Consider the following 21739-nt stretch of genomic DNA (forward strand, 5'->3'; position numbering starts at 1 on the left):
AGCGGTTTCCCCGGCCCGTCCGGGGCCGGGGAAACCGAGCCGCAGATGCTATTGCTTCACGAAGATCGTGTTCGGGTTGACCGTCCCGTAGACCTGGTTGTAGGTCACGCCGCCGAGCCCGGAACCGTACAGGTTGAAGTACTTGTCGAAGATGAACGGAATCTGCGACGTGTCGGTCTTGAGCACGTACTCGGAGAGCGTGCGCCACTCGTCCGCCTGCTTGGTCAGGTCCGTGATCTGGTTGATGCGGTCGATCTCGGAGTTGACCTTCGGGTCATTCAGGAACGAGTAGTTGTTGGTGCCGTCCGCCAGGTTGCGGCCGTCCAGGGTCGGCGGGATGACCGTCGAGCCGCTCGGCCAGTCGGCGCCCCAGCCGGTGCGGTACATGTCGTAGGGGGTGTCCACCTTGCCGACCACCGTGTAGTACGAGGTCGGGTCGATCGCCTTGCGGTCGACCTTGAAGCCGGCCTTCTGCAACGCGTTCTGGATGGTCAGCGTGACGTTGTCCCAGCGCGGGGTGTTCGCGTACGCCAGCGAGATCTTGTACGGGGTGGTGACGCCGGCCTCCTTCAGGAGGTCGAGCGACTTCTGCGGGTCACCCATGGGCTTGGCGAGCTTGCCGAACGGGTCGAACTTCTGCCAGCCGGCCACGGTCGGGCTGATCAGCGTGGTGCCGAGGTCGCCCTGCGCGCCGCCGCCGAACGCCTGCTGCACCTGCTGCATCGGGAAGGCGTAGGCCAGAGCCTGGCGGACCTTCGGGTCCTTGATGCGCTTGGTGTTGAGGTTGAAGACCTCGACGTACGGCTGGTACTCGTTGACCGTCCGGCTCTTGTACTGCGGGTCCGAGGTCAGCGACTGCATCTTCGACGGGTCGGCCGAGCCCGACATGTTGATGGCGAACTTGTCGGTCCCGGTGTCCGCCGCGAGCCGGTTGGTGAGGCCCGGCTCCTGGATGCCGAGCTGGAACTCCCACTTGTCCGGGTAGGCGTTGCGGATCGGGTCCGTCTTCGGGTCCCAGTTGGTGTTGCGGACGAACGAGAGCGATTTGCCCGGCTGGTAGCTCGCGATCTTGTAGGGACCGGTGGAGACCGGGTGGTTGTTGTACTTCTGCTTGTCGTCCTTGGCCTTCGGCACCGGCGAGATGTTGGGCATCGCCATCGCGTACGGCGTGTCCGCGTGCGGCTTGAGGAAGTGGAAGACGATCGTCTTGGCGTCAGGGGTGGAGATCAGGCTGTCCGGGATCTCCTTGCCGTCGTACGGCCCCGTGTACTGCTTGCGGTAGTCGTCGCCGTAGATCCACTTCTGGACGTACTGCGGGCCCTGCGTCTGGTAGTCCGCGAAGAGCCGCTCGATGCCGTACTTGACGTCCTTCGCGGTGATCGGCGTGCCGTCCTCGAACTTCACCCCGTCCTTCAGGGTGTACGTCCAGGTCTTCGAGCCGTCGGACGGGGTGCCCGCGTCGGTCGCGAGATCGCCGACGACGGTGGTCTTGCCGGTCTTCGGGTCGACCTTGTAACCGGTGAGCGAGCGGTTGTAGAGCAGCTGCACCGACAGCTGGTCGCTCACGTACTGCTGGCCCGGGTCGAGGTAGTCGAAGCCCGCCTGGTCGAGGCTGTAGGCGGTGCCGCCCTTCTTCGCACCGGCGACATCGACGGCCGGGCCGGTCGAGTCCGCCTTGGTGCCCACGCCGAAGTTCTGGACCTCGGCCTTCTTGCCCGAGTCCGGGCCCGAGCCGTTGTCGGTGGCGCCGCCGCTGCTGCACGCGGCCGTCAGCGCCAGGGCCCCCACCGCCAGAACCGCGGAAACCTGGCGCGCCTTGTTTATTCTCATGGATTCCTGCCTGTCAGGATGATCGGAATTCAGCGCACGGTCTTGGGGTCGAGAGCGTCCCGGACCGAATCCCCGAGCAGGTTGAACGCGACGACGAAGACGACCATCGCGATGCCGGGGAAGAACATGAAGGTCAGGTCGGAGTCGTAGTACGTGGCACCGGCCTGGAAGAGCAGCCCCCAGTCGGGGGTGGGGTTGTGCACCCCGACGCCGAGGTAGGAGAGCCCGGCCTCCGCGGTCACGTTCACCGGCAGCAGCAGCGTCGCCTGCACGAGCACGGTCGACCAGATGTTGGGCAGCAGCTCCTTGCGGATGATCCGCCACCCCGACGCGCCGCTGAGCCGGGCCGCCTCGATGAACTCGCGTTCGCGCAGCGACAGCACCTGGGCCCGGATGAGCCGGCCCATCGTCATCCAGCCGAGGAGCAGCTGCACCAGGATCAGCGCGACGACGCGGACGTACGTCGGCTCCTCCTCGGTGGGCGAGACGAACAGGGCCACGATGACCGGGGTGAACGCGATGAAGAACAGCTGGGCGGGGAAGGACAGCATCAGGTCCGAGAACCGGCCGACGAAGTAGTCGGTCCTGCCGCCCATGTACCCCTGCACCAGCCCCACGAGCACACCGATGATCACCGCGACCACGGTCACCGCGAGCGCGATGAGCAGCGAGGTGCGGATGCCGTAGATCAACAAGGTGAAGACGTCACGTCCCAGCCGCGGTTCGACGCCGAACCAGAACTCGCCGTCGACCCCGCCGTTGGGTTTGAGCGGAATGCCGTAACTGTTCAGCAGTCCGCGGTCCTGCCCGTACAGCTGATACGGGTCCTTGCCGTACAGCTTGGAGATGAGCGGAGCGGCCACCGCGACGAAGATGAATCCGAGAACCGTCAGGGCGCACAGGATTCCGACTTTGTCGCGTTTGAACCTGACCCACGCAAGACGTCCGGGCGAACGTCCGACGAGTTCACTCGTCTTTACGTCTATACCACCGTCAGGGGTGGGTCCGTCGCCCTCTCCGGAAAGTGGATCGGTCGGCTCCATGGCAGCTCTTGTGGAACTAGACATTTCGCATTGCCCCCCGCGCCGGAAGGTTTCATCAGAGCCGAGTGGCGTCCTTTGTTGATCGGAAGATTCAACCGTCCGGCGGTGGCCGTCAAGGGGTTTGAGCAGGCCGAGTAGAACTCATCGGTTAACTTGGCTCAAGATTTTCGTCTTTGGTGCGGGCGCGTGCTTGACAGCCTTCCGGCATACCCGGAATCTGGCGCTAAATGCCCATCAAATTCCTTAACACGCAGGGAACTTGACGGTTGTGTCCCCGCTATGCGAACACGCCGTGATGGGCACCGTACGGCGGGCCGCTCCCGCGGCCGTCCGGGGCGCCTTCGCGCGGGCCGGCCGGCCGCCGGGCAGAGGTACCGGCTAGCCGCGCGGGACCCCCAAGGACCTTCGCAGGAAGTCCACTTGGAGCACCAACAGGTTTTCGGCGACCTGCTCCTGCGGGGTCATGTGCGTCACCCCGGTGAGCGGGAGCACCTCGTGCGGATGGCCCGCGGCCAGCAGGGCGGAGGACAGGCGCAGCGAGTGCGCCACCACCACGTTGTCGTCGGCCATGCCGTGGATGACCATGAGGGGCCGGGCCGGCTTCGCCGGACGCACCAACTGGCCTTCGGATACCAGGGAGTTGGCGGCGTAGACCTCGGGGTTCTCGGCCGGCAGTCCCAAGTACCGCTCCGTGTAATGGGTGTCGTACAGTTCCCAGTCCGTCACCGGGGCGCCCGCGATCCCGGCGTGGAAGACGTCGGGGCGCCGCAGCACGGCGAGCGCGGAGAGGTAGCCCCCGAAGGACCAGCCCCGCATCGCCACCCGGCCGAGGTCCAGGGGGTAGGCGCCGGCCAGGCCGTGCAGCGCCTCGATCTGGTCGTCGAGGGCGAGCGTGAAGTCGTCCCTGACCGACTTCTCCCACGCCGGGGAGCGGCCCGGAGTGCCGCGGCCGTCGGCTACCACCACGGCGAATCCCTGGTCGGCCAGCCACTGCGAGGCGAGGTGCGCGTTCTGCGCGGCCAGCACCCGCTGTCCGTGCGGTCCGCCGTACGGATCCATCAGTACGGGCAGCGGACCGTCGGCCTCCCGGTAGTGGGATGGAAGCAGCACGGCGCACGGGATGCGCTGTGCGCCCCCTTCCGTCAGCCGGAGCCGCGGCGAGAGACCCGGCGTCGCGGCATATGACACGATCCTGGCCAGTTCCTTGCCGTCCCGCATCACCCGGGCGGCTGTCCCCGGGCGGTCGGACCGCGCCGAGTTCACCACGGTGACCGCGCCGGATCGCACCGCGGAGTGCACTCCGGGCCCGTCCGAGACGCGTTCCATGCCCAGCTCATTGACCCGGTACACATGGATCTCGCCGATTTCGGAGGCGCCGGGTCCGGCGGCGGTCGCCTCGCGCCCGGCGGACGCGGAGATCAGCACATCGCCCTCGCCGATGTCGAGCACCGCCCTGACGTGCAACCGCGTCCCGGTCAGCGTCCGGTCGCCCACGGCGAGCACCCGCGCCCCGCCCTCGTCGGCGATCCGCACGAGACGGCCGTCCGGCGCCCAGGCCGGTACGCCCGGGTGGAGTTCGAGCCAGTCGGGGTCCTCGTCGACGTGCACGGTCCGGGTCGTACCCGAGGCGGGGTCCACGGCGAGATGGAGCTGGGTGCGCTGGTCCCGGGACTGCACGAGCAGCAGCGGCGCCCCGTCGGACGACCAGTGCACGCTCGCGAGATAGGGGAGGCGGGCCCGGTCCCAGACCACCTCGGTGCGGGCGCCGTCCAGGGCGTACAGGAAGAGCCGCACCTCGGCGTTGGGGGTGCCGGCGGCCGGATAGGCGACCCGCGCGGGCTCCTGGCCCGGGTTGGCCGGGTCGGCGATCCACCAGCGGCGCACCGGCGCCTCGTCCGCGCGGGCCACCAGCAGCCGGTCCGAATCCGGGCTCCACCAGTGGCCGCGCGAGCGCGACATCTCCTCCGCGGCGATGAACTCCGCTAGTCCGTACGTCACTTCGGCCGCCTCGGGCTCCGCGAGCGCGCGGTCGTCCTCGCCCTCGGCCCCCACGACCCGCAGCGCGCCCCCCGCCACATAGGCCACATGGCGCCCGTCGGGGGAGGGGCGGGGGTCCAGCACCGGTCCGGGCACGGCCAGTTCGCGCGCCGTGCCGGCCCGCAGCTCGGCCGTGAAGAGCCGCCCGGAGAGCGCGAAGGCGGCCAGCTCGACCGCGGCGTCGGTGGCGTAGCCGACGATTCCGGCCGAACCCTCCCTGCTGCGCTCGCGCCGCGCCCGCTCCTGCGCGGAGAGCTGCTCGCCGTCACCGCCGAGCAGGGCGCCGGGATCCGCCGCGAGGCGCTCCGTACCCCCGCGCACCAGGTCAAGCACCCAGAGCAGATGGCTGCGTTCGGTGCCCGACGCAGAGCGGAGGAAGACGACCCGCTCACCGTCGGGCGAGACGGTGAAGGCGCGGGGCGCACCGAGGGTGAAGCGCTGGGTGCGTGCTGAGTGCCGGGGGAAGGAGAGCTGCCCGGGGCCCTTGTGGTCTGTGGATGCGGTGGTCGTCATGAGGGGAACCTAGTCCGGCACCGCGCGAGCCGCTCGGGCACGAGCCTCGTGCGCCCCTCGTGCGCCCATGCCCCGATCAATGCGTTCCCACGGATAGTTATGATCCGTAGCGCTCAGTGGGTATCAACCCGCTGGCTGTACGCACTGCTGGGTCCGTCCGCCCACCGGAACAGATGGAGGTGAACCGCCGTGGCACTCTCGATTTCGGCGGTGGTGCTGCTGGCGATCGTCGTCTTCCTGCTGGTCCGGAAATCCGGGCTGAAGGGCGGACACGCGGCGATCTGCATCCTGCTCGGCTTCTATCTGGCGAGCTCGTCGATCGCCCCGACCATCAGCCAAGTCACCAGCAATGTGGCGGGGATGATCGGGGGGATCAAGTTCTAGCGGACACCCCCGCTCCGCCCTGATCGCGGCGGGCGGTCCGGCGCCGTCGGCACGCCCGGCCCCGGGCCTCGTAGGCTTGCCCCATGTCGGAACTTCCCGCCCGCCGTCTGCTCCTGGTGCACGCGCACCCGGACGACGAGTCGATCAACAACGGCGCCACCATGGCCAAGTACGCCGCCGAGGGCGTGCACGTCACCCTGGTGACCTGCACGCTCGGCGAGGAGGGCGAGGTCATCCCGGCCGGGCTCGCCCACCTCGCACCCGACCGGGAGGGCGGGCTCGGCGGGTACCGGGCCGGCGAACTGGCCGCCGCGATGAAGGAACTCGGCGTCACCGACCACCGCTTCCTCGGCGGCCCCGGGCGGTACCACGACTCCGGGATGATGGGCGTCGAGCAGAACCACCGCCCCGGCGCGTTCTGGAACACCGACGTGGACGAGGCCGCCGCGTCCCTCGTAGAGGTGATCCGTTCCGTGCGCCCCCAGGTGCTCGTCACCTACGACCCCGACGGCGGCTACGGCCACCCCGACCACATCCAGGCGCACCGGGTCGCGACCCGCGCCGCCGAACTCGCCGCCGATCCCGGCCACGGCCGCGACCGGGGCGAGCCGCACACCATCGCGAAGATCTACTGGAACCGCGTGCCCCGCCCGGTCGCCGAACGCGCCTTCGCCGAGCTGCGCGCCGCCGAACCGGACTTCCCGGGCATCGCGGCCATCGACGACGTACCGGGCGTGGTCGACGAGTCGGAGATCACGGCCGAGATCGACGGCAGCGCCCACGCGTCCGCCAAGTACGCCGCGATGCGCGCCCACGCGACCCAGATCGCCCTCCAGGAGCCCTACTTCGCGCTCTCCAACGATCTGGGCCAGCCGGTCTTCACCACCGAGTACTACCAATTGGCGTCCGGTGTTTCCGGCGCCGCGGCCGGGCAGCGCGAGCGCGACCTGTTTGAAGGTGTGGACAAGTGAGTAGTCGTACCGCCATGGATGACGCAAGGACGGGCGGCCGCGCGGCCCGCATCGCGCTGTACGCGCTGTTCGTCGTCCTCGGCGCGCTCGTCGCCGCCGCGGGCGCGCTGGTCCAGACGGCCTGGTTCCCGGGCGGCCTCCTGCTGTCCCTCGCCGGCGCCGTCGGCCTCTTCTGGACCGGCACCCAACTGATGGGCGGCCGGGGCGGAGTGGCCGCGCCCGCGGCCGGCTGGCTCGTCACCGTCGTTCTGCTCACCACCTCGCGCCCCGAGGGCGACTTCGTGTTCGGCGCCGGAATCGGCTCGTACGTCTTCCTCCTCGGCGGCATGGTCGGTGCTGTGATCTGCGCCACGATCGGCGGATTCGCGCAACCCGACGGCCCGGCCGGCCGACTGGGCAAGTGACGTGCACGGCCCCCGCGACGCAGTAGAAGGGGACGGGGTGCGCCTTTCACGGCCCGCCCGGTACGCAAGGACGGCGGCCAGTATGGTGGTGCGCGCCGCCGAGCCGCCCGCACAGAAGGACCACACGAACCAAACCGGGTGGCGGAGCCAATCGGGAGAGAACCAGCCTTGAGTCGTGAAACTGACAGTCCGTCCTCCGGCCCCCAGGGACGGGGCACAGCCGGGTACCCCTCGGGGACTCCGCCGTACGGGACTCCGTCGTCCGCGGGCCAGGACGCTCCTGAACCCGCCGCGGAGCCGGACGAGCCGAAGACCGAGACCACGCTGACGACGCGGATCCGGATCAACATCCCGGGCTCGCGCCCCATCCCGCCGGTCGTGATGCGTACGCCGATGAGCGACGTGACCAAGGCGCCGGACGCGGAAGGCGTGGCCGAGCGCACCGGTTCGGTGCCGCGGCCCGACGCGCCCGAGGCCGCGCCCGACGAGCCGGCCGCCGGGGAGCCCCCGGCCAGCGACTGGTTCGCGCCGCGCAAGTCACCGGCGTCGCCCGCCCCTTCGACGACTCCGGCCTCCGGCACGCCGGCCACCCCCGGCCTGCCGTACTTCTCGGACGGTACGGACGGTTCGGGTGCCGGGCTCGCGGGCGCCGGCGGTCCCGCCGCGCCGCCGTCGGGCCCGACCACGGGCCCCGCCACCGGCCAGGCGGCGCTGCCGACCCGGCCCGTCGGCAACCGCGCGGGCATGAACCAGGGCGCGGCGCCCGGCCGGAGCGCACACCCGCCGCTGGGCGCGCCCGACCCGCTGGGCGCGCTCAACGGCCCGAACGGCATGGGTGGCCCCAACGGCCGCGGCGGTCTGAACGGCCAAAGCGGCCAGAACGCGCAGAACGGTCAGGGTGGCTGGAACGGCGACACGTCGGACTTCGGCATGGGCTCGGGCCAACACCCGGGCCAGGGGCCGGGGCCCGGCGAGGAGACCGGTCAAAGCCCCTTCCCGGGCGGCGACATGGGCCGCGGTGACGGCACGCGGCAGGGCGCGGAGCAGGGCGGCGTCCATCCCTTCGCGCCCGGCGGGCAGCAGCGGCCCGCGCCCGCGCTCTCCGACGACACGGCGATCCTCACGCCGCAGGTCCCGGCGCCGAGCCCGTTCGCGCAGTCCTCGGTGGGCAACCCGCTCGCGAACCCCTTGGTCAACCCCGCGGCGGGCGCGCCCGGCGGCCATGTCTCCGGTGACACCCTCACCAGCGGCATCCCCGTCGTGCCGCCGGAGCACCGCGGCGCGTCCTTCCCGTCCGGCGGCCCCGGCGCGGCCGGTCCGCAGCTCACTCCGCCGCCGGGGCCCGACCCCGACGCCGAGGCGGCCGAGCCCCCGGCGCCGCCGGCCCGCACCAGCAAGCCCGCGGCGCCCGCCAAGAAGGGCCGCTCCAAGCTGGGGCTGCTCGGCGGCGGCCTGGTGGCGCTGGTCGCGGTGGCGTACGGCGCGGGACTCGTCCTCAACCACTCCGAGGTCCCCAAGGGCACCACGGTGCTCGGCGTCGACATCGGCGGCGGCACGAAGGAGGCGGCGGTCTCCAAGCTCGACCAGACGCTCGGCAAGCGCGCCAACCAGCCGCTGCACGTCACGGTCGACGGCAAGCAGGAGGAGCTGAAGCCGGAGATCGCGGGCCTCTCGCTGGACAGCCAGTCCACCGTGCGGGCCGCGGCGGGCGCCGACTACAACCCGATGTCCGTGATCGGCTCGCTCTTCGGCGGCAAGCGCGTCGCCGAGCCGGTGATCCCGGTCGACGAGGAGAAGCTCGGCGTCGCGCTGACCGACCTCGCGGGCGCGTCGGGTTCGGCGACCGAGGGCACGGTCAAGTTCGTACCGGGCAACGCGGTGGCCGTGCCGGGCAAGGCGGGCAAGGCGCTCGACGTGAACCGGTCGATGATCGCGGTCAAGGACGCGTACCGGACGCTGGTGCAGACCGGGAAGGCCGGCGCGGTGCCGCTGCCGGTCTCGGTCCGGCAGCCCACGATCAGCCAGGCGGAGATCGATCGGGCGATGAACGAGTTCGCGAAGCCGGCGATGTCGGCGAACGTGACGATCAAGGCGGGCGGGAAGTCGCTGCCCTTCGGGCCGAAGAAGTCGCTGCCGAAGATCCTGTCGATGAAGGCGGTCGACGGGAAGCTGGTCGAGGTGTACGACAAGGCGGCGATCACGGAGCTGATCGGGAGCACGTTCAAGGGTGTTTCGGTGGGGCAGGGGGGTCAGAAGCACGAGGTGTCTGCGGATGACGTTGCTGCGGCGATGAAGACGGCGTTGCGGGGGCGGACGGCGGCGGAGCGCACGGTCACGATCCAGTGACCTAGGGCCGCCTCCGGGCCCCGCCCGGCCCGGGGCCGCGTCCCGGCCCCTGCGGGGTTGCTCGCGCCCCTGACCCTGCTGTGCGGGGTTGCCCGCGCAGTTCCCCGCGCCCCTGGGCGGGTTGCCCTTGGCAGGGTGCCCGGCATCGGCATCCTTCGCCCTGGGCAGGGTGCCTGGCGTCGGCATCCCTCTCCCTTGGCGGGGTGCCCAGTTTCGGCATCTTCAGCCGGTCCGGCGTTTGAGGACGAGCGCCCTTCAGGCGCGAACGGGGTCTGGGGCGGAGCCCCAGGCTCCTGAACCTCAGCCGTTTCATAACCCCCGGAGGGTTTCGGGAAGGGGCGGGGTGGGGCATCCCCCGGGGCCTGGGGCAGAGCCCCAGGAACCCCGCTTTCGTCTGCGGACCGTGCCCGCGTCTCGCGCAGTTCCCCGCGCCCCTAGTAGGGCACCCGGAGTCGCAGCCCGTGCCCACCGCGGCGGAGCCGCGCAAACGGCACAGCCCCGCGCCCCTAAAGACGTAGGGCACCCGGAGCCGCAGCCCCCGGCCCGCGCCCACCGCGGCGGAGCCGTGCGAAGGACACAGCCCCGCGCCCCTAAGTAGGGCACCCGGCACCGCAGCCCACCGCCCGCGCCCGCCGCGGCGGAGCCGCGCGCAAGGCGCGGCCCCGCGGCCTCGTAGGGCGCCCGGCGCCCACCGGTCCCGACCGTAGGGCACCCCGCGTCGGAGAAGGCGGGGCGTATGACATCCGTCATGGCGGAGTCACGACGCGGGGCACTGCCGGCCGGCCCGGCCCCCGCGGCACCCTGGGGGGCATGACGCAGACAGCCCCTCCCGCTCAGCGGACCGCGCAGGCCGTGGTCAGTTTCGAGAACGTGAACAAGAGCTACGGCGACGTCCGAGCCGTGGCCGACCTGTCGCTGCGGCTCCACCCCGGTGAGACGGTCGCGCTGCTCGGGCCCAACGGCGCCGGCAAGTCCTCCACGCTCGATCTGCTGCTCGGGCTGCGCAACGCCGACTCCGGCACCGTCAGCCTCTTCGGCATGACGCCCGCGCAGGCCATCAACGCCGGGAAGGTCGGCGCGATGCTCCAGAGCGGCGGCCTCATGGAGGACGTGACCGTGCGCGAGCTGGTCAAGCTCGGCTGCGACCTGCACCCCGAGCCGCACCCCGTGGCGGAGGTCATGGACCGCGCGGGCATCGCGCAGATCGCCGACCGCAAGGTCAACAAGCTCAGCGGCGGCCAGGAGCAGCGCGTCCGCTTCGCCCTCGCGACCGCCGGCGCCAACGACCTGATCGTCCTCGACGAGCCGACCACCGGCATGGACGTCACCGCCCGCCAGGCGTTCTGGGCGACCATGCGCGAGCAGGCGGCCCAGGGACGTACGGTCCTGTTCGCCACGCACTACCTCGAAGAGGCCGACGCGATCGCCGACCGGGTGCTCGTCCTGCACCGGGGCAAGCTCCTCGCGGACGGCACCGCCGCCGAGATCAAGGCCAAGGCCGGCGCCCGCCGGGTCAGCTTCGACCTGGAGGGCGCGATCGACGAGACCGCCCTGCGCGCGCTGCCGTTCCTGTCCACGATCGACATCTCGGGCCGCACCGTCCGCATCCAGTCGCACGACGCCGACGCCACGATGCACGCGGTGTACGGGCTCGGCCTCTACCCGCGCAACCTCGAAGTCGCGGGCCTCGGCCTGGAGCAGGCCTTCGTCGCCATCACCTCGGCCGAGGAGGCCACCGCACGATGAACACGCTGATCAAGCTCGAAATCGTTCGCACCCTGCGGAACAAGAAGTTCATGTTCTTCTCGGTGGTCTACCCCTCGGCGCTCTACCTGCTCTTCGCGGCCTCGCAGAACAGCACCGACAAGGTCAAGGGCACCGACCTGACCTTCCCCGCCCTCTACATGGTCTCGATGGCGTCGTTCGGCGCGATCACCGCCGTCCTCATGGGCAACAGCGAGAAGATCGCCAAGGAGCGCGAGAAGGGCTGGGTGCGCCAGCTGCGCCTGACCACCCTGCCGGGCCGCGGCTACGTCCTCGCGAAGATCGCCAGCGCCGCCGTGGTGACCCTGCCGTGCATCGTGGTCGTCTTCCTCGTGGCCGCCGCCACCAAGGGCGTACGGTTCGAGGCCTGGCAGTGGGGTGCGCTGACCGTCGCCATCTGGGCCGGTTCGCTCTGCTTCGCCGCGCTCGGCGTGGCCATCGGCTACATCGCGAGCGGTGACGCGGTCCGCCCGATCACGATGATCATCTACTTCGGCATGTCGATCCTGGGCGGCCTGTGGATGCCCAGCACCGTCTTCCCGCAGTGGCTGCAGAACATCGCGGAGTGGCTGCCCACCCACGCGTACGCTGCTCTCGGACAGGCCATCGAGCTGGGCGACGCCCCGCACGGCAAGGACCTCGCCATCCTCGTCTTCTACTTCCTGCTCTTCGCGGGCGGCGCGGCATGGCTGTACCGGAAGGACACCTTGAAGGCGTGAGTGCCGTGAACCAGGGCCCCGGCAGGCCGTCGGCGGTGCGGATCGGGCTCAGCCCCGAGACGCGCCGCCAGATGTGGCAGAAGCTGATGTGGGTCGGCATCTGGCTGGCGTTCATGGGCGCCCCGATCGGCGACCTGCTCGACGGCAACCACACCGCCGTGCCCACCGCGCTCGGCTGGGCCGGCCTCGCGGGCTTCGTGACCGTCTATCTGGCCCTGGTGCTGCGGCACACCGCCCGCCCGCTCGCCACCGGCACCGTCTACGGCCTCCTCGGCTTCCTCGCGGCCCTCGCCGTCACGCTGTCGCTGACCCTCGGCGGCGCCTGGCTGGTGCTCTTCGTCTACGTCTCCGTCTCCTGCGGCGCCACCCTGCCGTTGGCGCTCGCGACGTGGGCGATCCTCGGGACCACCGCCGGCATGACCGTGATCGGGACGCACCTGGCCCACGTGGCCGACGTCCTGCCGGGCCTCGCCATCCCCGCGCTGCTCGGCGGGTTCGCGATGACCGGCGTACGGCATCTGATCCGCACCTCCGTCGAGCTGCGCGAGGCGCGCGCCACCGTCGCCCAACTCGCCGCGAACGAGGAGCGGTTGAGGATGGCGCGCGATCTGCACGACTTGCTCGGCCATTCCCTGTCCCTCATCACGCTCAAGAGCGAGCTGGCCGGACGGATGCTGCCCGGACAGCCCGAGCAGGCGGCCCAGCAGGTGGCCGACATCGAGCGGGTGAGCCGGCAGGCCCTCGTCGACGTACGGGCCGCCGTGACCGGCTACCGCAGGGTCACCCTGCCCGCCGAACTCGCGGGCGCACGCACCGTGTTGAACGCCGCAGGCATCCAGGCGGACGTGCCGACCGAGGCCCCCGAAGGGCTGCCCGCCGCCGAGGAGGAGGTGCTCGCCTGGGTCCTGCGCGAGGCGGCCACCAATGTCGTACGCCACAGCGGCGCCCGGCACTGCACCGTCACGCTCGCCGAACTCCAGACCCTGGACGGCCGGTTCCTCGAACTGCGGGTCCAGGACGACGGTCCCGGCCGGACCGGTGGGGGCGCGCCCGTCGCCGGCAACGGTCTGACCGGCGTCGCGGAGCGTCTGGAGAAGGTGGCGGGGGTCCTGGAGACCGAGGCGCGCCGCAAGGGCTTCACGCTGATCGCGCGGATCCCGCTGATTCCGGACCCGCCCGGAACCCCTCTAGTATCCGGATCATGATCCGACTTCTCCTGGCGGAAGACCAGTCCATGGTCCGCGAGGCCCTCGCCGCCCTGCTCGGCCTGGAGCCGGACCTGGAGGTCGTCGCGCAGGCCGCCCGGGGTGACGAGGTCCTGGCGGCGGCCCGCGCCCACGCGGTCGACGTGGCCCTGCTCGACATCGAGATGCCGGGCCTCACCGGCATCGAGGCGGCGGCCGTCCTGCGCCGCGAGCTGCCCGCCGTCAAGATCGTGATCCTGACCACCTTCGGGCGGCCGGGCTATCTGCGCAGCGCCATGGAGGCCGGCGCGGACGCGTTCCTCGTCAAGGACGCTCCCGCCGCCCAACTGGCCACCGCCGTAAGGACGGTGCTCGCCGGGGAGCGGGTCATCGACCCGACGCTCGCGGCGGCCGCCCTCGCCGAGGGGGCCAACCCCCTGACCGACCGCGAACGCGATGTGCTGCGCGCCGCCCAGGACGGCGCGACCAACGCCGAACTCGCCACCGCCCTCCACCTCTCGCAGGGCACGGTCCGCAACTACCTCTCCATGGCGATCCAGAAGCTCGCGGCCCGCAATAGGGCGGAGGCGGTCCGCATCGCCCGCGAGAAGGGCTGGCTGTAGGCACCGCCGGTGCGGCCGGTGGGGGAGGCCCACCGGCCGGAACGTGTCTCAGCAGCTCACCAGGAGCAGGGTGAGGGCCGAACAGACGCGGACCGCCGAGTTGTTGCCCGGGTCCGGGTCGGCGGGGGCCAGGTCGACCAGGGCCGCCGTGACGGGCAGGTTGCCGCTCATCGTCAGGAGCCCGGCGTGCAGGGTCAGCTTCTTGGTGACGGTCGCGCCGGACGCGATCGCGCCGAGCGAGCACACCGCGGTCCGGTTCGCCCTGTCGAGGGTGCAGCCCGGCGCGGACGGCGCCGTGAAACCGGCCGGATAGCTGAACCACACGTGGGCCGCGGCGGCGTCGGAGGGGCCGGTGTTGGTGACGCGGGCGCTGAACGTGGCCGCGTTGATGGCGAGCCCGTGGGGCGACACGTCGAGCGCGACGGAGAGGTCGGCCTGCGCGGCGTCGGCGTGCGCGGGCGCCGCCAGGCCCAGACCGGCGAGGAGCGGCAGGAGCAGGGCGGGGGCCAGACGGGCGGCTATGGGTCTGAGGCGTGACAAGGGGACTCCCGGCGTAGCGGTGGCATGGAGCGGGACAGAGCGGTACTGAGGGTGCTCACGTCAACAGGTGGTGTGGCACGGCCTGTTGGGGGAGCGTCAACAGATTGTGACCGCTGGCCGCCGTTCGGGCAGGGTTTTCCGGGCGCGCGCCCACATTGGCCGGATGTCGCGGTTCAGTGCTCCGGGCGACCGGTGCCGGGACCCAGCACCACGCCGCGCCCGGCGTAGAACCGGTCGAGCTCCGCCCACCCGATGGAGACGTACTCCTGGGAGCGGCCCTTGAAGCCGGACGGGTTGTGGAAGACCAGGGTGTCCTCACTCGCCCCCACCGCCAGGACCAGGTGGCCGCCCCGGCGTTCCGGGGCCGGTGCCGGCTCGCGGATCGAGGGGTGGACCGAGAGCAGCAGGAGGTGCCCGGCCTCGATCAGACGGCGCAGCTCGGCGAGGGGCAGGTGAGGGCGCGCCGCCGCCCGCAGACCCCAGCGTTCCTGGGCGTACGCCGCGAACGGGGCGTAGATCAGGCCGTCGAGGCCGTCGCCGCGGCGCACGTACGCCCCCGCCGCCACGCACTCGCGCGCGAGCTCCATCGCGGTGGGCGCCGAGCCCTGCCAGTACTCCAGGGCCATCCGCAGGCACGCCACCCCGCACAGCCGCCACGACCACCAGGCGTACTCCTCGCGGCTCTCCGCGCCGTAGGCGCGCCACAGCGGGTCCTCGGCAGCGTCGAGCGTCCCGCCGACGATCGCCTCCACCAGCTCGGGCGAGGCCCACTGGGCGTGGTACGGGACGGGGTGGACGGTCCTGGGCGCACGGCGGTCGGTCATGATCACGACCCTAAGCGGCGGAACGCGGACCGGGGCGGACCGGGCGGCACGGGGTGGACCGGCCGGATCAGTTCAGCATGGCCCGCGCCGCGCGTGCCCGGCGCCGGACCGTCTCCGCGACGGCCGGCTCCACCGGCTCCACCACAGCGGCGTACTCGTCGAGTTCGGCGGCGCCGGCCACGAAGTCGCCCCGCTGGACCAGGAGTTCGGCACGTTCGTAGCGCAGCCTCGCCGGGTGCGCGGGCAGCAGGAGGGAGAGCTCCACGGCCCACAGGGCGACGGCGCTGTGCTCCGGGCGGGCCGCGGCCCACGCGCGGATGTTGTTCAGGACGCGCAGCACGATGTCGAGCGGCGCGGCCGGGCTCAGCATCGACTCCTCCAGGGGCGCGCCCGTCGCGCCGGCCACCAGGATCTCCGCGTCGTCCGGGTCGAGGAGGCGTCCCCCGTCGAACGGATCGGCCAGGACTCGCTCCTCGGGCGGGCCGAAGCCCACCACGAAGTGGCCGGGCAGCGCCACCCCGTACACCGGGGCGCCGGCCCGCCGGGCGACCTCGATCCACACCACCGAGAGCAGGATGGGCAGGCCGCGCCGGCGCCGCAGCACCTCGTGCAGCAGGGACGATTCGAGACGCTCGTAGTCGTGGGCGGTGCCCCGGAACCCGCACTCGCCGCCCAGGAGGGCGGCCAGCGCCCCGGCCCAGGCGCGGGGCCCGGTGAGGCCGAAGGGGAGCAGCCCCGCGAGGCGGTCGAGTTCGATGTGGGCGGCGTCGATGCCGCGGCGGCCGAGCGGCGGGTCGGCGACCGCGCCGAGCAGCAGGCAGAGCGTCGCCACATCGGGGCGCTCGGCGCGGGCCTGGTCGGCGAACTCCCGCCGCCAGTCGGTGTCTTCCGGTTCCATGTCGCCCTCGTACCCGGTCAGCGGGACCGGAAGTGGTGGTAGCTGTGGTGCGTCGCGAAGCCGAGGCCGTCGTAGAGGGCGCGGGCGCCCTCGTTGTCCGTCTCGACCTGGAGCCAGGCCGCGGAGGCGCCCTCGTCCAGGGCCCTGCGGGCCAGGGCGGCCATCACGGCGCTCGCGAGGCCCTGGCGGCGCCGCGCCGGGTCGACCTCGACCGCCATGAACCCGGCCCAGCGGCCGTCCACCACGCACCGCCCGATCGCGGCGGGCGCCGGGCCCTCGCCGGGGACCGAGGCGAACCACACCGAGGGGCCCGAGCCCAGGACCTGCAGAACGTGCTCGCCGGGGACGGACGACCGCTGGTAGCGGCTCAGCCAGGCCTCGTCGACGGTGCGCGCGAGGCGCACCTGGGAGACGTCCGCCGCCAGGTCGCCGATGGGCGCGAGCGCGGCGATCCGCACCTCGGCGCTGACCTCACGCTCCCAGCCGGCCCGTTCGAGCTCCGCGCAGAGCGGCTCCTGGGTGCCCGCGGCGCCCGTGGCGGTCTGCACATAGGCGGGCAGGCCCCGCGCGGCGTACCAGTCCCGTACGCGGCCGAGGGCGTCCGGCAGGGGGAGGCCCGGGTCGCCGAGGGGGAGGGCCGAGTTGGCGCGGCGGGTGAAACCGTCGGCCGCGCGCAGCGTCCACTCTCCCAGCGGCTCGCTCTCCACCGGCTGCCAGGCGCGGGCCAGGACCGGCGCGAGCTCGGCGAAGGAGGCGGCCGGTCCCCGGCGCCGGGCCGGGGCCGCGGGGACGACCTTGCCCGCGACGAGAGCGGATTCCTCGATGCGCACCGTCTCACCGCTCTTTCGTGTGATCGACAACACACCCAGGTCCCAGGAAACGAGGACGCCGACGGTGTCCGTGAACAAGGAGCCCGGAGTTCCGCTGGAGCTCAGGCGCCGGACTGATACGCGTTTGCCCGTATCGGCCGGTGTAATCCGGACCTCAAGCCGTCCGCCGGTGGTGAATTCCACAGGTCTCTCCGCCCCTCCTGTTCGGATCGTGCCCCGAACCGGAGATACTAGGTGCGGGCATCGACGACGCCGCGCTCCCGCGCGCCACGTGGACGGAGCCGCAGATCGGCCCGCCGCGCCCTATCGAGGAGGAACGACAGCGTGACCTACGTCATCGCGCAGCCTTGTGTCGACGTCAAGGACAAGGCGTGTATCGAAGAGTGCCCGGTCGACTGCATCTACGAGGGCTCCCGGTCCTTGTACATCCACCCGGATGAATGCGTCGACTGTGGCGCCTGCGAGCCGGTGTGCCCGGTCGAGGCGATCTTCTACGAGGACGACACCCCGGACGAGTGGAAGGACTACTACAAGGCGAACGTGGAGTTCTTCGACGAGCTCGGCTCGCCCGGTGGCGCCTCCAAGCTCGGCCTGATCGAGCGGGACCACCCCTTCATCGCAGCGCTGCCGCCGCAGAACGGCTGATCGCGCTTCCCCGGTCCCCGTACGGCTCAGCTGCCGTACGGGGCCGTGGTGTTTCCCGGCACCGCCGCAGCACCGTACGTACGAGAAAGTGAGCACTTCCGTGAGCGCAGTCTCCTCACGTCTTCCCGTCTTCCCCTGGGACAAGCTGGAGCCGTACAAGGCGACGGCCGCGGCCCACCCGGACGGCATCGTGGACCTGTCCGTCGGCACGCCCGTCGACCCGGTCCCCGCGCTCATCCAGGAGGCCCTGGCCGGGGCAGCCGACTCGCCGGGCTATCCCACGGTGTGGGGCACGCCCGCGATGCGGGACGCGATCAAGGGATGGCTGGAGAAGCGCCTGGGCGCGCGCTCGGTCGAGCACACCAACATCCTGCCCGTGGTCGGCTCCAAGGAGCTGGTGGCCTGGCTGCCGACCCAGCTCGGCCTCGGCGCCGGCGACCAGGTCGCCTACCCGCGGCTCGCGTACCCGACGTACGAGGTCGGCGCGCGGCTGTGCGGCGCGGAGCCCGTCGTCTACGACGACCCGACGACGCTCGACCCCACCCGCCTGAAGCTGCTCTGGCTCAACTCGCCGTCCAACCCGACCGGCCGCGTCCTTCCCAAGGACGACCTCGTCCGCATCGTGGCGTGGGCCCGCGAGCACGACGTGCTGGTCTTCTCCGACGAGTGCTACCTGGAGCTGGGCTGGGAGGCCGAGCCCGTCTCGGTGCTCCACCCCGACGTCTGCGGCGACACCTTCGACGGCATCGTGGCCGTCCACTCGCTCTCCAAGCGCTCCAACCTGGCCGGCTACCGGGCGGCCTTCATCGCCGGTGACGCCCGGGTGCTCGGCGAGCTGCTCCAGATCCGCAAGCACGGCGGCATGATGACCGCCGCGCCCGTCCAGGCGGCCACCGTGGCGGCGCTCGGCGACGACGTCCACGTACAGGAGCAGCGCGCCCGGTACGCGGCCCGGCGCGCCGCCCTGCGCGAGGCGCTGGAGCGGCACGGCTTCCGCATCGAGCACAGCGAGGCCAGCCTCTACCTGTGGGCCACCCGCGACGAGGGCTGCTGGGAGACGGTGGCCCACCTCGCCGGGCTCGGCATCCTGGTGGCGCCGGGCGACTTCTACGGCGAGGCCGGCGAGCGGTTCGTGCGGGTCGCGTTCACGGCGACCGACGAGCGCGTCGAGGCGGCCGTGAAGCGCTTGGCGCGCTAGACGGCGTACGGACGCGAAGGGGCCCGGGGAGTGCGCACTCCCCGGGCCCCTTCGCATCACCCGCGCCCCGGTCAGCCGAGCGGCAGGCTCTTCAGGGGGAGCTGGTCGGTGCTCGGCACGCCCTGGGTGGGCAGGCTCGGCAGGCCGCTCTGGGTGGCGGTCTTGGCGGTCGAGCCGAGGATGTCGCCCGCGCTGCCCGCCGCGTCACCGGCCGCCTTCTGCGCGGCGGGGGTCGCCACCTTGCCCGTCTGGCCGACCGTCCTGCCCGCGGCCGGCACGGCCTTCTTGACGGCGTCGGCGCCGGTGGAGCCGGCCATGGTGGTGGCCTTCTGGGTCACCCCGTCGACGGCGTTGCTGACCGAGCTCGGGTCCATCTGGGTCAGGCCGCTGAGGTTCGGGGCGACCTGCGGGACGTCAACGGCGCTTGCGGAGCCGGCCGCACCGACCACGGGCGCTGCACCTGCCGCGATGAGCAGCGCGGCGCGGGCGATCCGACGGGTCAGGGGGAGGGACATGATGCTCCTTCAGACGGGTTGGAAATGTGTCGCTGTCCGGCGTTGGACGCAGTGACAACCGCCATGAGGGGAGGAGAGGTTGCGGTGGGCCGGGGTAAAGAGTTCGCAATGCGTCGCATTATCTACTCTGGATAAAAACGGGCAAATGAAGCGTACCCGCGATACCTGACGTGACGTCAGATCCCTTTTCCCGCAAGGGAATGGACGATTTTCCGTGTCGGCGTCCGGACGCGGGTGCGAAACACGGTGACGGGCGTGGCGCCGCCCCCCGGACGAGTGCCCGGACGAACGGGTGCCCGGTTAGGACGCGAGGGTGATCCGTACCTCTTGTGCCCCGCCCTGTGTCCCGCCCCGGGCCCCGCCGCCCTCGGTGGCCGACGCGGAGGCCGCCCGGGTGGCGGGCGCGGCGGACCAGCCGTCCGCCGAGTCCTCGGCGCTCCAGACGCGGCCCGCGTAGGAGACTCGCGCGATGTGCAGCTCCTCGGCCTGTGCCACCGCCCAGTGCGCGAGCGCCCAGCCGCGCTGGTCCCGGCCGGTCCCCGAGGCCGCCGCGCCGTCGGTGACCCGCACCGGCACGACGACGTCGCGCGCCGCGGCCGCGGGCTGCCGCGCCTCCACCACGCCGTCACCGAAGACCAGCCGCAGCTCCTCGCGCACCCGCGCCGGATCACCCGGCTCGGCCTCCTTGGCCACCCTGCAGGTCAGCGCGGCCGACTCGCGGCCGGTCAGCGCGGCCATCAGCACCGTCGCGTCCGGCTCGTGCTTGGCGTACGCCTGCGGGAAGGCGCTGCGCTGCACCTCCTGCGCCGCCACCGTCAGCGGAAGCCGCGAGTAGCCCGGAACCTCGGCGAGGTGCTGGTAGAACTTCCCGGCCGAGTACACCGGGTCCATGATCTGCTCCGCGGTGCCCCAGCCCATCGAGGGCCGCTGCTGGAACAGGCCGAGCGAGTCGCGGTCGCCGTGGTCGAGGTTGCGCAGCCCGGACTCCTGGAGGGCGGTGGCAAGGGCGATCGTCACCGCCCGCTCCGGCATCCCGCGCGAGGTGCCGACCGCCGTGATCGTCGCGGCGTTGCGCGCCTGCTCGGGGCTGAGCGCGAACGCCGAGCCCTGCCCGTCGCCCGTGCCCGCCACACAGCCCGGGGCGCCGGGACCCCCGCTCAGGTACTGCACCACCACATAACCGGCGACCGCCAGCAGCACGGCGAAGGCCGCCCCGACACGCAGGAGGCGGCCGCGACGGGTGGGGCGCGGGAGGTCGATGGGCTCGGACACGGGGCCCACCGTACTGGAGCGCGAAGGCAGGTCCGACGAGCGAGTTAGGGTCGGGCGCATGGCCACCACCACCCTGGATCTCACCGCCGACGCGCCCACGCTCACCGCACGCCTCGTCGACTTCGCCTCCGTGAGCGGCGAGGAGCAGCCGCTGGCGGACGCCATCGAGCGCGAGCTGCGCAAGCTGGCGCACCTCACCGTCGACCGGTACGGCAACAACATCGTGGCCCGCACCGATCTGGGCCGGGCCGAGCGGATCATCCTGGCCGGGCACATCGACACGGTGCCGATCGCCGACAACGTGCCCTCCCGCCTCGACGACCACGGCATCCTGTGGGGCTGCGGAACGAGCGACATGAAGTCGGGCGTGGCGGTGCAGCTGCGGATCGCGCAGACGGTGACCGCGCCCAACCGGGACCTCACCTTCGTGTTCTACGACAACGAGGAGGTCGCGGCGCACCTCAACGGCCTCGGCAGGATCGCCGACGCCCACCCCGAGTGGCTGGCCGGCGACTTCGCGGTGCTCCTCGAACCCTCCGACACCGAGGTCGAGGGCGGCTGCCAGGGCACCCTGCGGGTCCTGCTGACGACCAAGGGCGAGCGGGCCCACTCCGCGCGCAGCTGGATGGGGTCGAACGCCATCCACACGGCCGCCCCCATCCTCGCGAAGCTGGCCGCCTACGAGCCGCGCCGGCCGGTGATCGACGGCCTGGAGTACCACGAGGGCCTCAACGCGGTACGGATCGAGGGCGGCGTCGCCGGCAACGTGATCCCGGACGCGTGCACGGTCACCGTCAACTACCGGTACGCGCCCGACCTCAGCGGCGACCAGGCGCTGGCCCACGTCCGCGAGGTCTTCGCCGACTGCGACATCGCCGAGTTCGTCGTGGACGACCACTCCGGGGCCGCGCTGCCCGGCCTCTCGCACCCCGCGGCGGCCGCCTTCATGGCGGCGGTCGGCGGCACCGCGCGGCCCAAGTTCGGCTGGACCGACGTCTCGCGCTTCGGCGACCTCGGCGTCCCCGCCGTCAACTACGGCCCCGGTGACGCCCTCCTGGCCCACAAGCGGGACGAGCACGTCGCCGTCGAGCGGATCACCCAGTGCGAGCAGCGGCTGCGGTCCTGGCTGACCGACTGAGCGCGCGCGGCGCCCCGCCGGACGCGGGGCACCGCACAGTTCAGGGGTTCGCAAGGGGCGT

20 protein-coding genes are annotated in these 21739 nt (G+C 72.0%); 11 read left to right on the forward strand and 9 right to left on the reverse strand.

Annotated features, from left to right (window positions below):
• Positions 1–48: 48 nt before the first annotated feature.
• The 3 genes from OOJ98_RS19375 to OOJ98_RS19385 all read right to left on the reverse strand — a co-directional run bounded on the left by OOJ98_RS19375 (position 49) and on the right by OOJ98_RS19385 (position 5423).
• Positions 49–1830 carry an ABC transporter substrate-binding protein gene (locus tag OOJ98_RS19375; protein ID WP_267056186.1) on the reverse strand — a complete coding sequence of 594 codons (1782 nt, stop codon included), beginning with the start codon at positions 1828–1830 and terminating at the stop codon, positions 49–51.
• 29 nt (positions 1831–1859) lie between these two features.
• Positions 1860–2897 (reverse strand): ABC transporter permease, encoded by a 1038-nt coding sequence (locus OOJ98_RS19380; protein WP_267056187.1) that lies wholly within the window; start codon positions 2895–2897, stop codon positions 1860–1862.
• Between the two features lie 354 nt (positions 2898–3251).
• Positions 3252–5423, reverse strand: a complete 2172-nt coding sequence (locus OOJ98_RS19385) for a prolyl oligopeptidase family serine peptidase (RefSeq protein WP_267056189.1) — start codon at positions 5421–5423, stop codon at positions 3252–3254.
• Positions 5424–5612: 189 nt separating this feature from the next.
• Here OOJ98_RS19385 and OOJ98_RS19390 point away from each other — a divergent pair, with 189 nt between their 5' ends.
• From OOJ98_RS19390 to OOJ98_RS19425, 8 genes are all read left to right on the forward strand, one after another.
• Complete coding sequence (locus OOJ98_RS19390; RefSeq protein WP_120721566.1) at positions 5613–5807, forward strand: hypothetical protein; 195 nt, start codon at positions 5613–5615, stop codon at positions 5805–5807.
• An 83-nt stretch (positions 5808–5890) separates the two neighbouring features.
• Positions 5891–6778: an N-acetyl-1-D-myo-inositol-2-amino-2-deoxy-alpha-D-glucopyranoside deacetylase gene (gene mshB / locus OOJ98_RS19395; RefSeq protein WP_267056190.1), complete on the forward strand. Its 888-nt coding sequence runs from the start codon at positions 5891–5893 to the stop codon at positions 6776–6778.
• Between the two features lie 14 nt (positions 6779–6792).
• Entirely contained in the window at positions 6793–7182 is a 390-nt protein-coding gene (locus OOJ98_RS19400) for a DUF6113 family protein (protein ID WP_267057027.1), read from the forward strand.
• A 168-nt stretch (positions 7183–7350) separates the two neighbouring features.
• Positions 7351–9528, forward strand: coding sequence for a hypothetical protein (locus OOJ98_RS19405; protein WP_267056191.1), 2178 nt, complete (start codon positions 7351–7353; stop codon positions 9526–9528).
• An 810-nt stretch (positions 9529–10338) separates the two neighbouring features.
• Entirely contained in the window at positions 10339–11274 is a 936-nt protein-coding gene (locus OOJ98_RS19410) for an ABC transporter ATP-binding protein (RefSeq protein WP_267056192.1), read from the forward strand.
• Positions 11271–12011, forward strand: coding sequence for an ABC transporter permease (locus tag OOJ98_RS19415; protein ID WP_267056193.1), 741 nt, complete (start codon positions 11271–11273; stop codon positions 12009–12011). The genes OOJ98_RS19410 and OOJ98_RS19415 overlap by 4 nt, the downstream gene beginning before the upstream one ends.
• Before the next feature lie 71 nt (positions 12012–12082).
• On the forward strand, positions 12083–13216 hold the full coding sequence (locus OOJ98_RS19420) for a sensor histidine kinase (RefSeq protein ID WP_267057028.1): 1134 nt from the start codon (positions 12083–12085) through the stop codon (positions 13214–13216).
• Entirely contained in the window at positions 13204–13818 is a 615-nt protein-coding gene (locus tag OOJ98_RS19425; RefSeq protein WP_267057029.1) for a response regulator transcription factor, read from the forward strand. Before OOJ98_RS19420 ends, OOJ98_RS19425 begins: the two co-directional genes overlap by 13 nt.
• Positions 13819–13866: 48 nt before the next feature.
• Here the strand turns inward: OOJ98_RS19425 and OOJ98_RS19430 are convergent, their stop codons facing one another.
• The 4 genes from OOJ98_RS19430 to OOJ98_RS19445 form a co-directional block, all read right to left on the reverse strand.
• The gene (locus tag OOJ98_RS19430; protein ID WP_267056194.1) at positions 13867–14358 is read right to left on the reverse strand and encodes a hypothetical protein; all 492 of its coding nucleotides are present in this window, start codon (positions 14356–14358) and stop codon (positions 13867–13869) included.
• Positions 14359–14531: 173 nt separating this feature from the next.
• Entirely contained in the window at positions 14532–15182 is a 651-nt protein-coding gene (locus tag OOJ98_RS19435; RefSeq protein WP_267056195.1) for a C39 family peptidase, read from the reverse strand.
• Between the two features lie 67 nt (positions 15183–15249).
• Positions 15250–16080, reverse strand: a complete 831-nt coding sequence (locus OOJ98_RS19440) for a transglutaminase-like domain-containing protein (RefSeq protein ID WP_267056196.1) — start codon at positions 16078–16080, stop codon at positions 15250–15252.
• Between the two features lie 17 nt (positions 16081–16097).
• The gene (locus OOJ98_RS19445) at positions 16098–17093 is read right to left on the reverse strand and encodes a GNAT family N-acetyltransferase (protein ID WP_267056197.1); all 996 of its coding nucleotides are present in this window, start codon (positions 17091–17093) and stop codon (positions 16098–16100) included.
• A gap of 141 nt (positions 17094–17234) precedes the next feature.
• On the opposite strand from OOJ98_RS19445, the gene fdxA reads away from it, so the two are divergent.
• The gene (gene fdxA / locus OOJ98_RS19450) at positions 17235–17555 is read left to right on the forward strand and encodes a ferredoxin (protein ID WP_018845645.1); all 321 of its coding nucleotides are present in this window, start codon (positions 17235–17237) and stop codon (positions 17553–17555) included.
• A 100-nt stretch (positions 17556–17655) separates the two neighbouring features.
• On the forward strand, positions 17656–18753 hold the full coding sequence (dapC, locus tag OOJ98_RS19455; RefSeq protein WP_267056198.1) for a succinyldiaminopimelate transaminase: 1098 nt from the start codon (positions 17656–17658) through the stop codon (positions 18751–18753).
• Positions 18754–18824: 71 nt separating this feature from the next.
• On the opposite strand, the gene OOJ98_RS19460 is transcribed toward dapC, so the two are convergent.
• Entirely contained in the window at positions 18825–19268 is a 444-nt protein-coding gene (locus OOJ98_RS19460; RefSeq protein ID WP_267056199.1) for an ATP-binding protein, read from the reverse strand.
• A gap of 300 nt (positions 19269–19568) precedes the next feature.
• Positions 19569–20549: a hypothetical protein gene (locus OOJ98_RS19465; protein WP_267057030.1), complete on the reverse strand. Its 981-nt coding sequence runs from the start codon at positions 20547–20549 to the stop codon at positions 19569–19571.
• 49 nt (positions 20550–20598) lie between these two features.
• Here OOJ98_RS19465 and dapE point away from each other — a divergent pair, with 49 nt between their 5' ends.
• A complete protein-coding gene (gene dapE, locus OOJ98_RS19470) occupies positions 20599–21678 on the forward strand; it encodes a succinyl-diaminopimelate desuccinylase (protein WP_267056200.1) in 1080 nt (359 codons plus the stop codon).
• Positions 21679–21739 lie beyond the last annotated feature (61 nt).

Origin of the sequence: Streptomyces sp. NBC_00083 (assembly GCF_026343295.1) — a bacterium.
In the GTDB taxonomy this organism is placed as follows: domain Bacteria; phylum Actinomycetota; class Actinomycetes; order Streptomycetales; family Streptomycetaceae; genus Streptomyces.

What these genes read in the sequence shown, in the direction of transcription:
- OOJ98_RS19440 (WP_267056196.1), bottom strand. Translation starts at nt 16,080, where the DNA reads ATGGAACCGGAAGACACCGACTGGCGGCGGGAGTTCGCCGACCAGGCC.
- OOJ98_RS19420 (WP_267057028.1), top strand. Translation starts at nt 12,083, where the DNA reads ATGTGGCAGAAGCTGATGTGGGTCGGCATCTGGCTGGCGTTCATGGGC.
- dapE (WP_267056200.1), top strand. Translation starts at nt 20,599, where the DNA reads ATGGCCACCACCACCCTGGATCTCACCGCCGACGCGCCCACGCTCACC.
- OOJ98_RS19415 (WP_267056193.1), top strand. Translation starts at nt 11,271, where the DNA reads ATGAACACGCTGATCAAGCTCGAAATCGTTCGCACCCTGCGGAACAAG.
- OOJ98_RS19400 (WP_267057027.1), top strand. Translation starts at nt 6,793, where the DNA reads ATGGATGACGCAAGGACGGGCGGCCGCGCGGCCCGCATCGCGCTGTAC.
- mshB (WP_267056190.1), top strand. Translation starts at nt 5,891, where the DNA reads ATGTCGGAACTTCCCGCCCGCCGTCTGCTCCTGGTGCACGCGCACCCG.
- OOJ98_RS19435 (WP_267056195.1), bottom strand. Translation starts at nt 15,182, where the DNA reads ATGACCGACCGCCGTGCGCCCAGGACCGTCCACCCCGTCCCGTACCAC.
- OOJ98_RS19375 (WP_267056186.1), bottom strand. Translation starts at nt 1,830, where the DNA reads ATGAGAATAAACAAGGCGCGCCAGGTTTCCGCGGTTCTGGCGGTGGGG.
- OOJ98_RS19460 (WP_267056199.1), bottom strand. Translation starts at nt 19,268, where the DNA reads ATGTCCCTCCCCCTGACCCGTCGGATCGCCCGCGCCGCGCTGCTCATC.
- OOJ98_RS19410 (WP_267056192.1), top strand. Translation starts at nt 10,339, where the DNA reads ATGACGCAGACAGCCCCTCCCGCTCAGCGGACCGCGCAGGCCGTGGTC.
- OOJ98_RS19380 (WP_267056187.1), bottom strand. Translation starts at nt 2,897, where the DNA reads ATGTCTAGTTCCACAAGAGCTGCCATGGAGCCGACCGATCCACTTTCC.
- OOJ98_RS19385 (WP_267056189.1), bottom strand. Translation starts at nt 5,423, where the DNA reads ATGACGACCACCGCATCCACAGACCACAAGGGCCCCGGGCAGCTCTCC.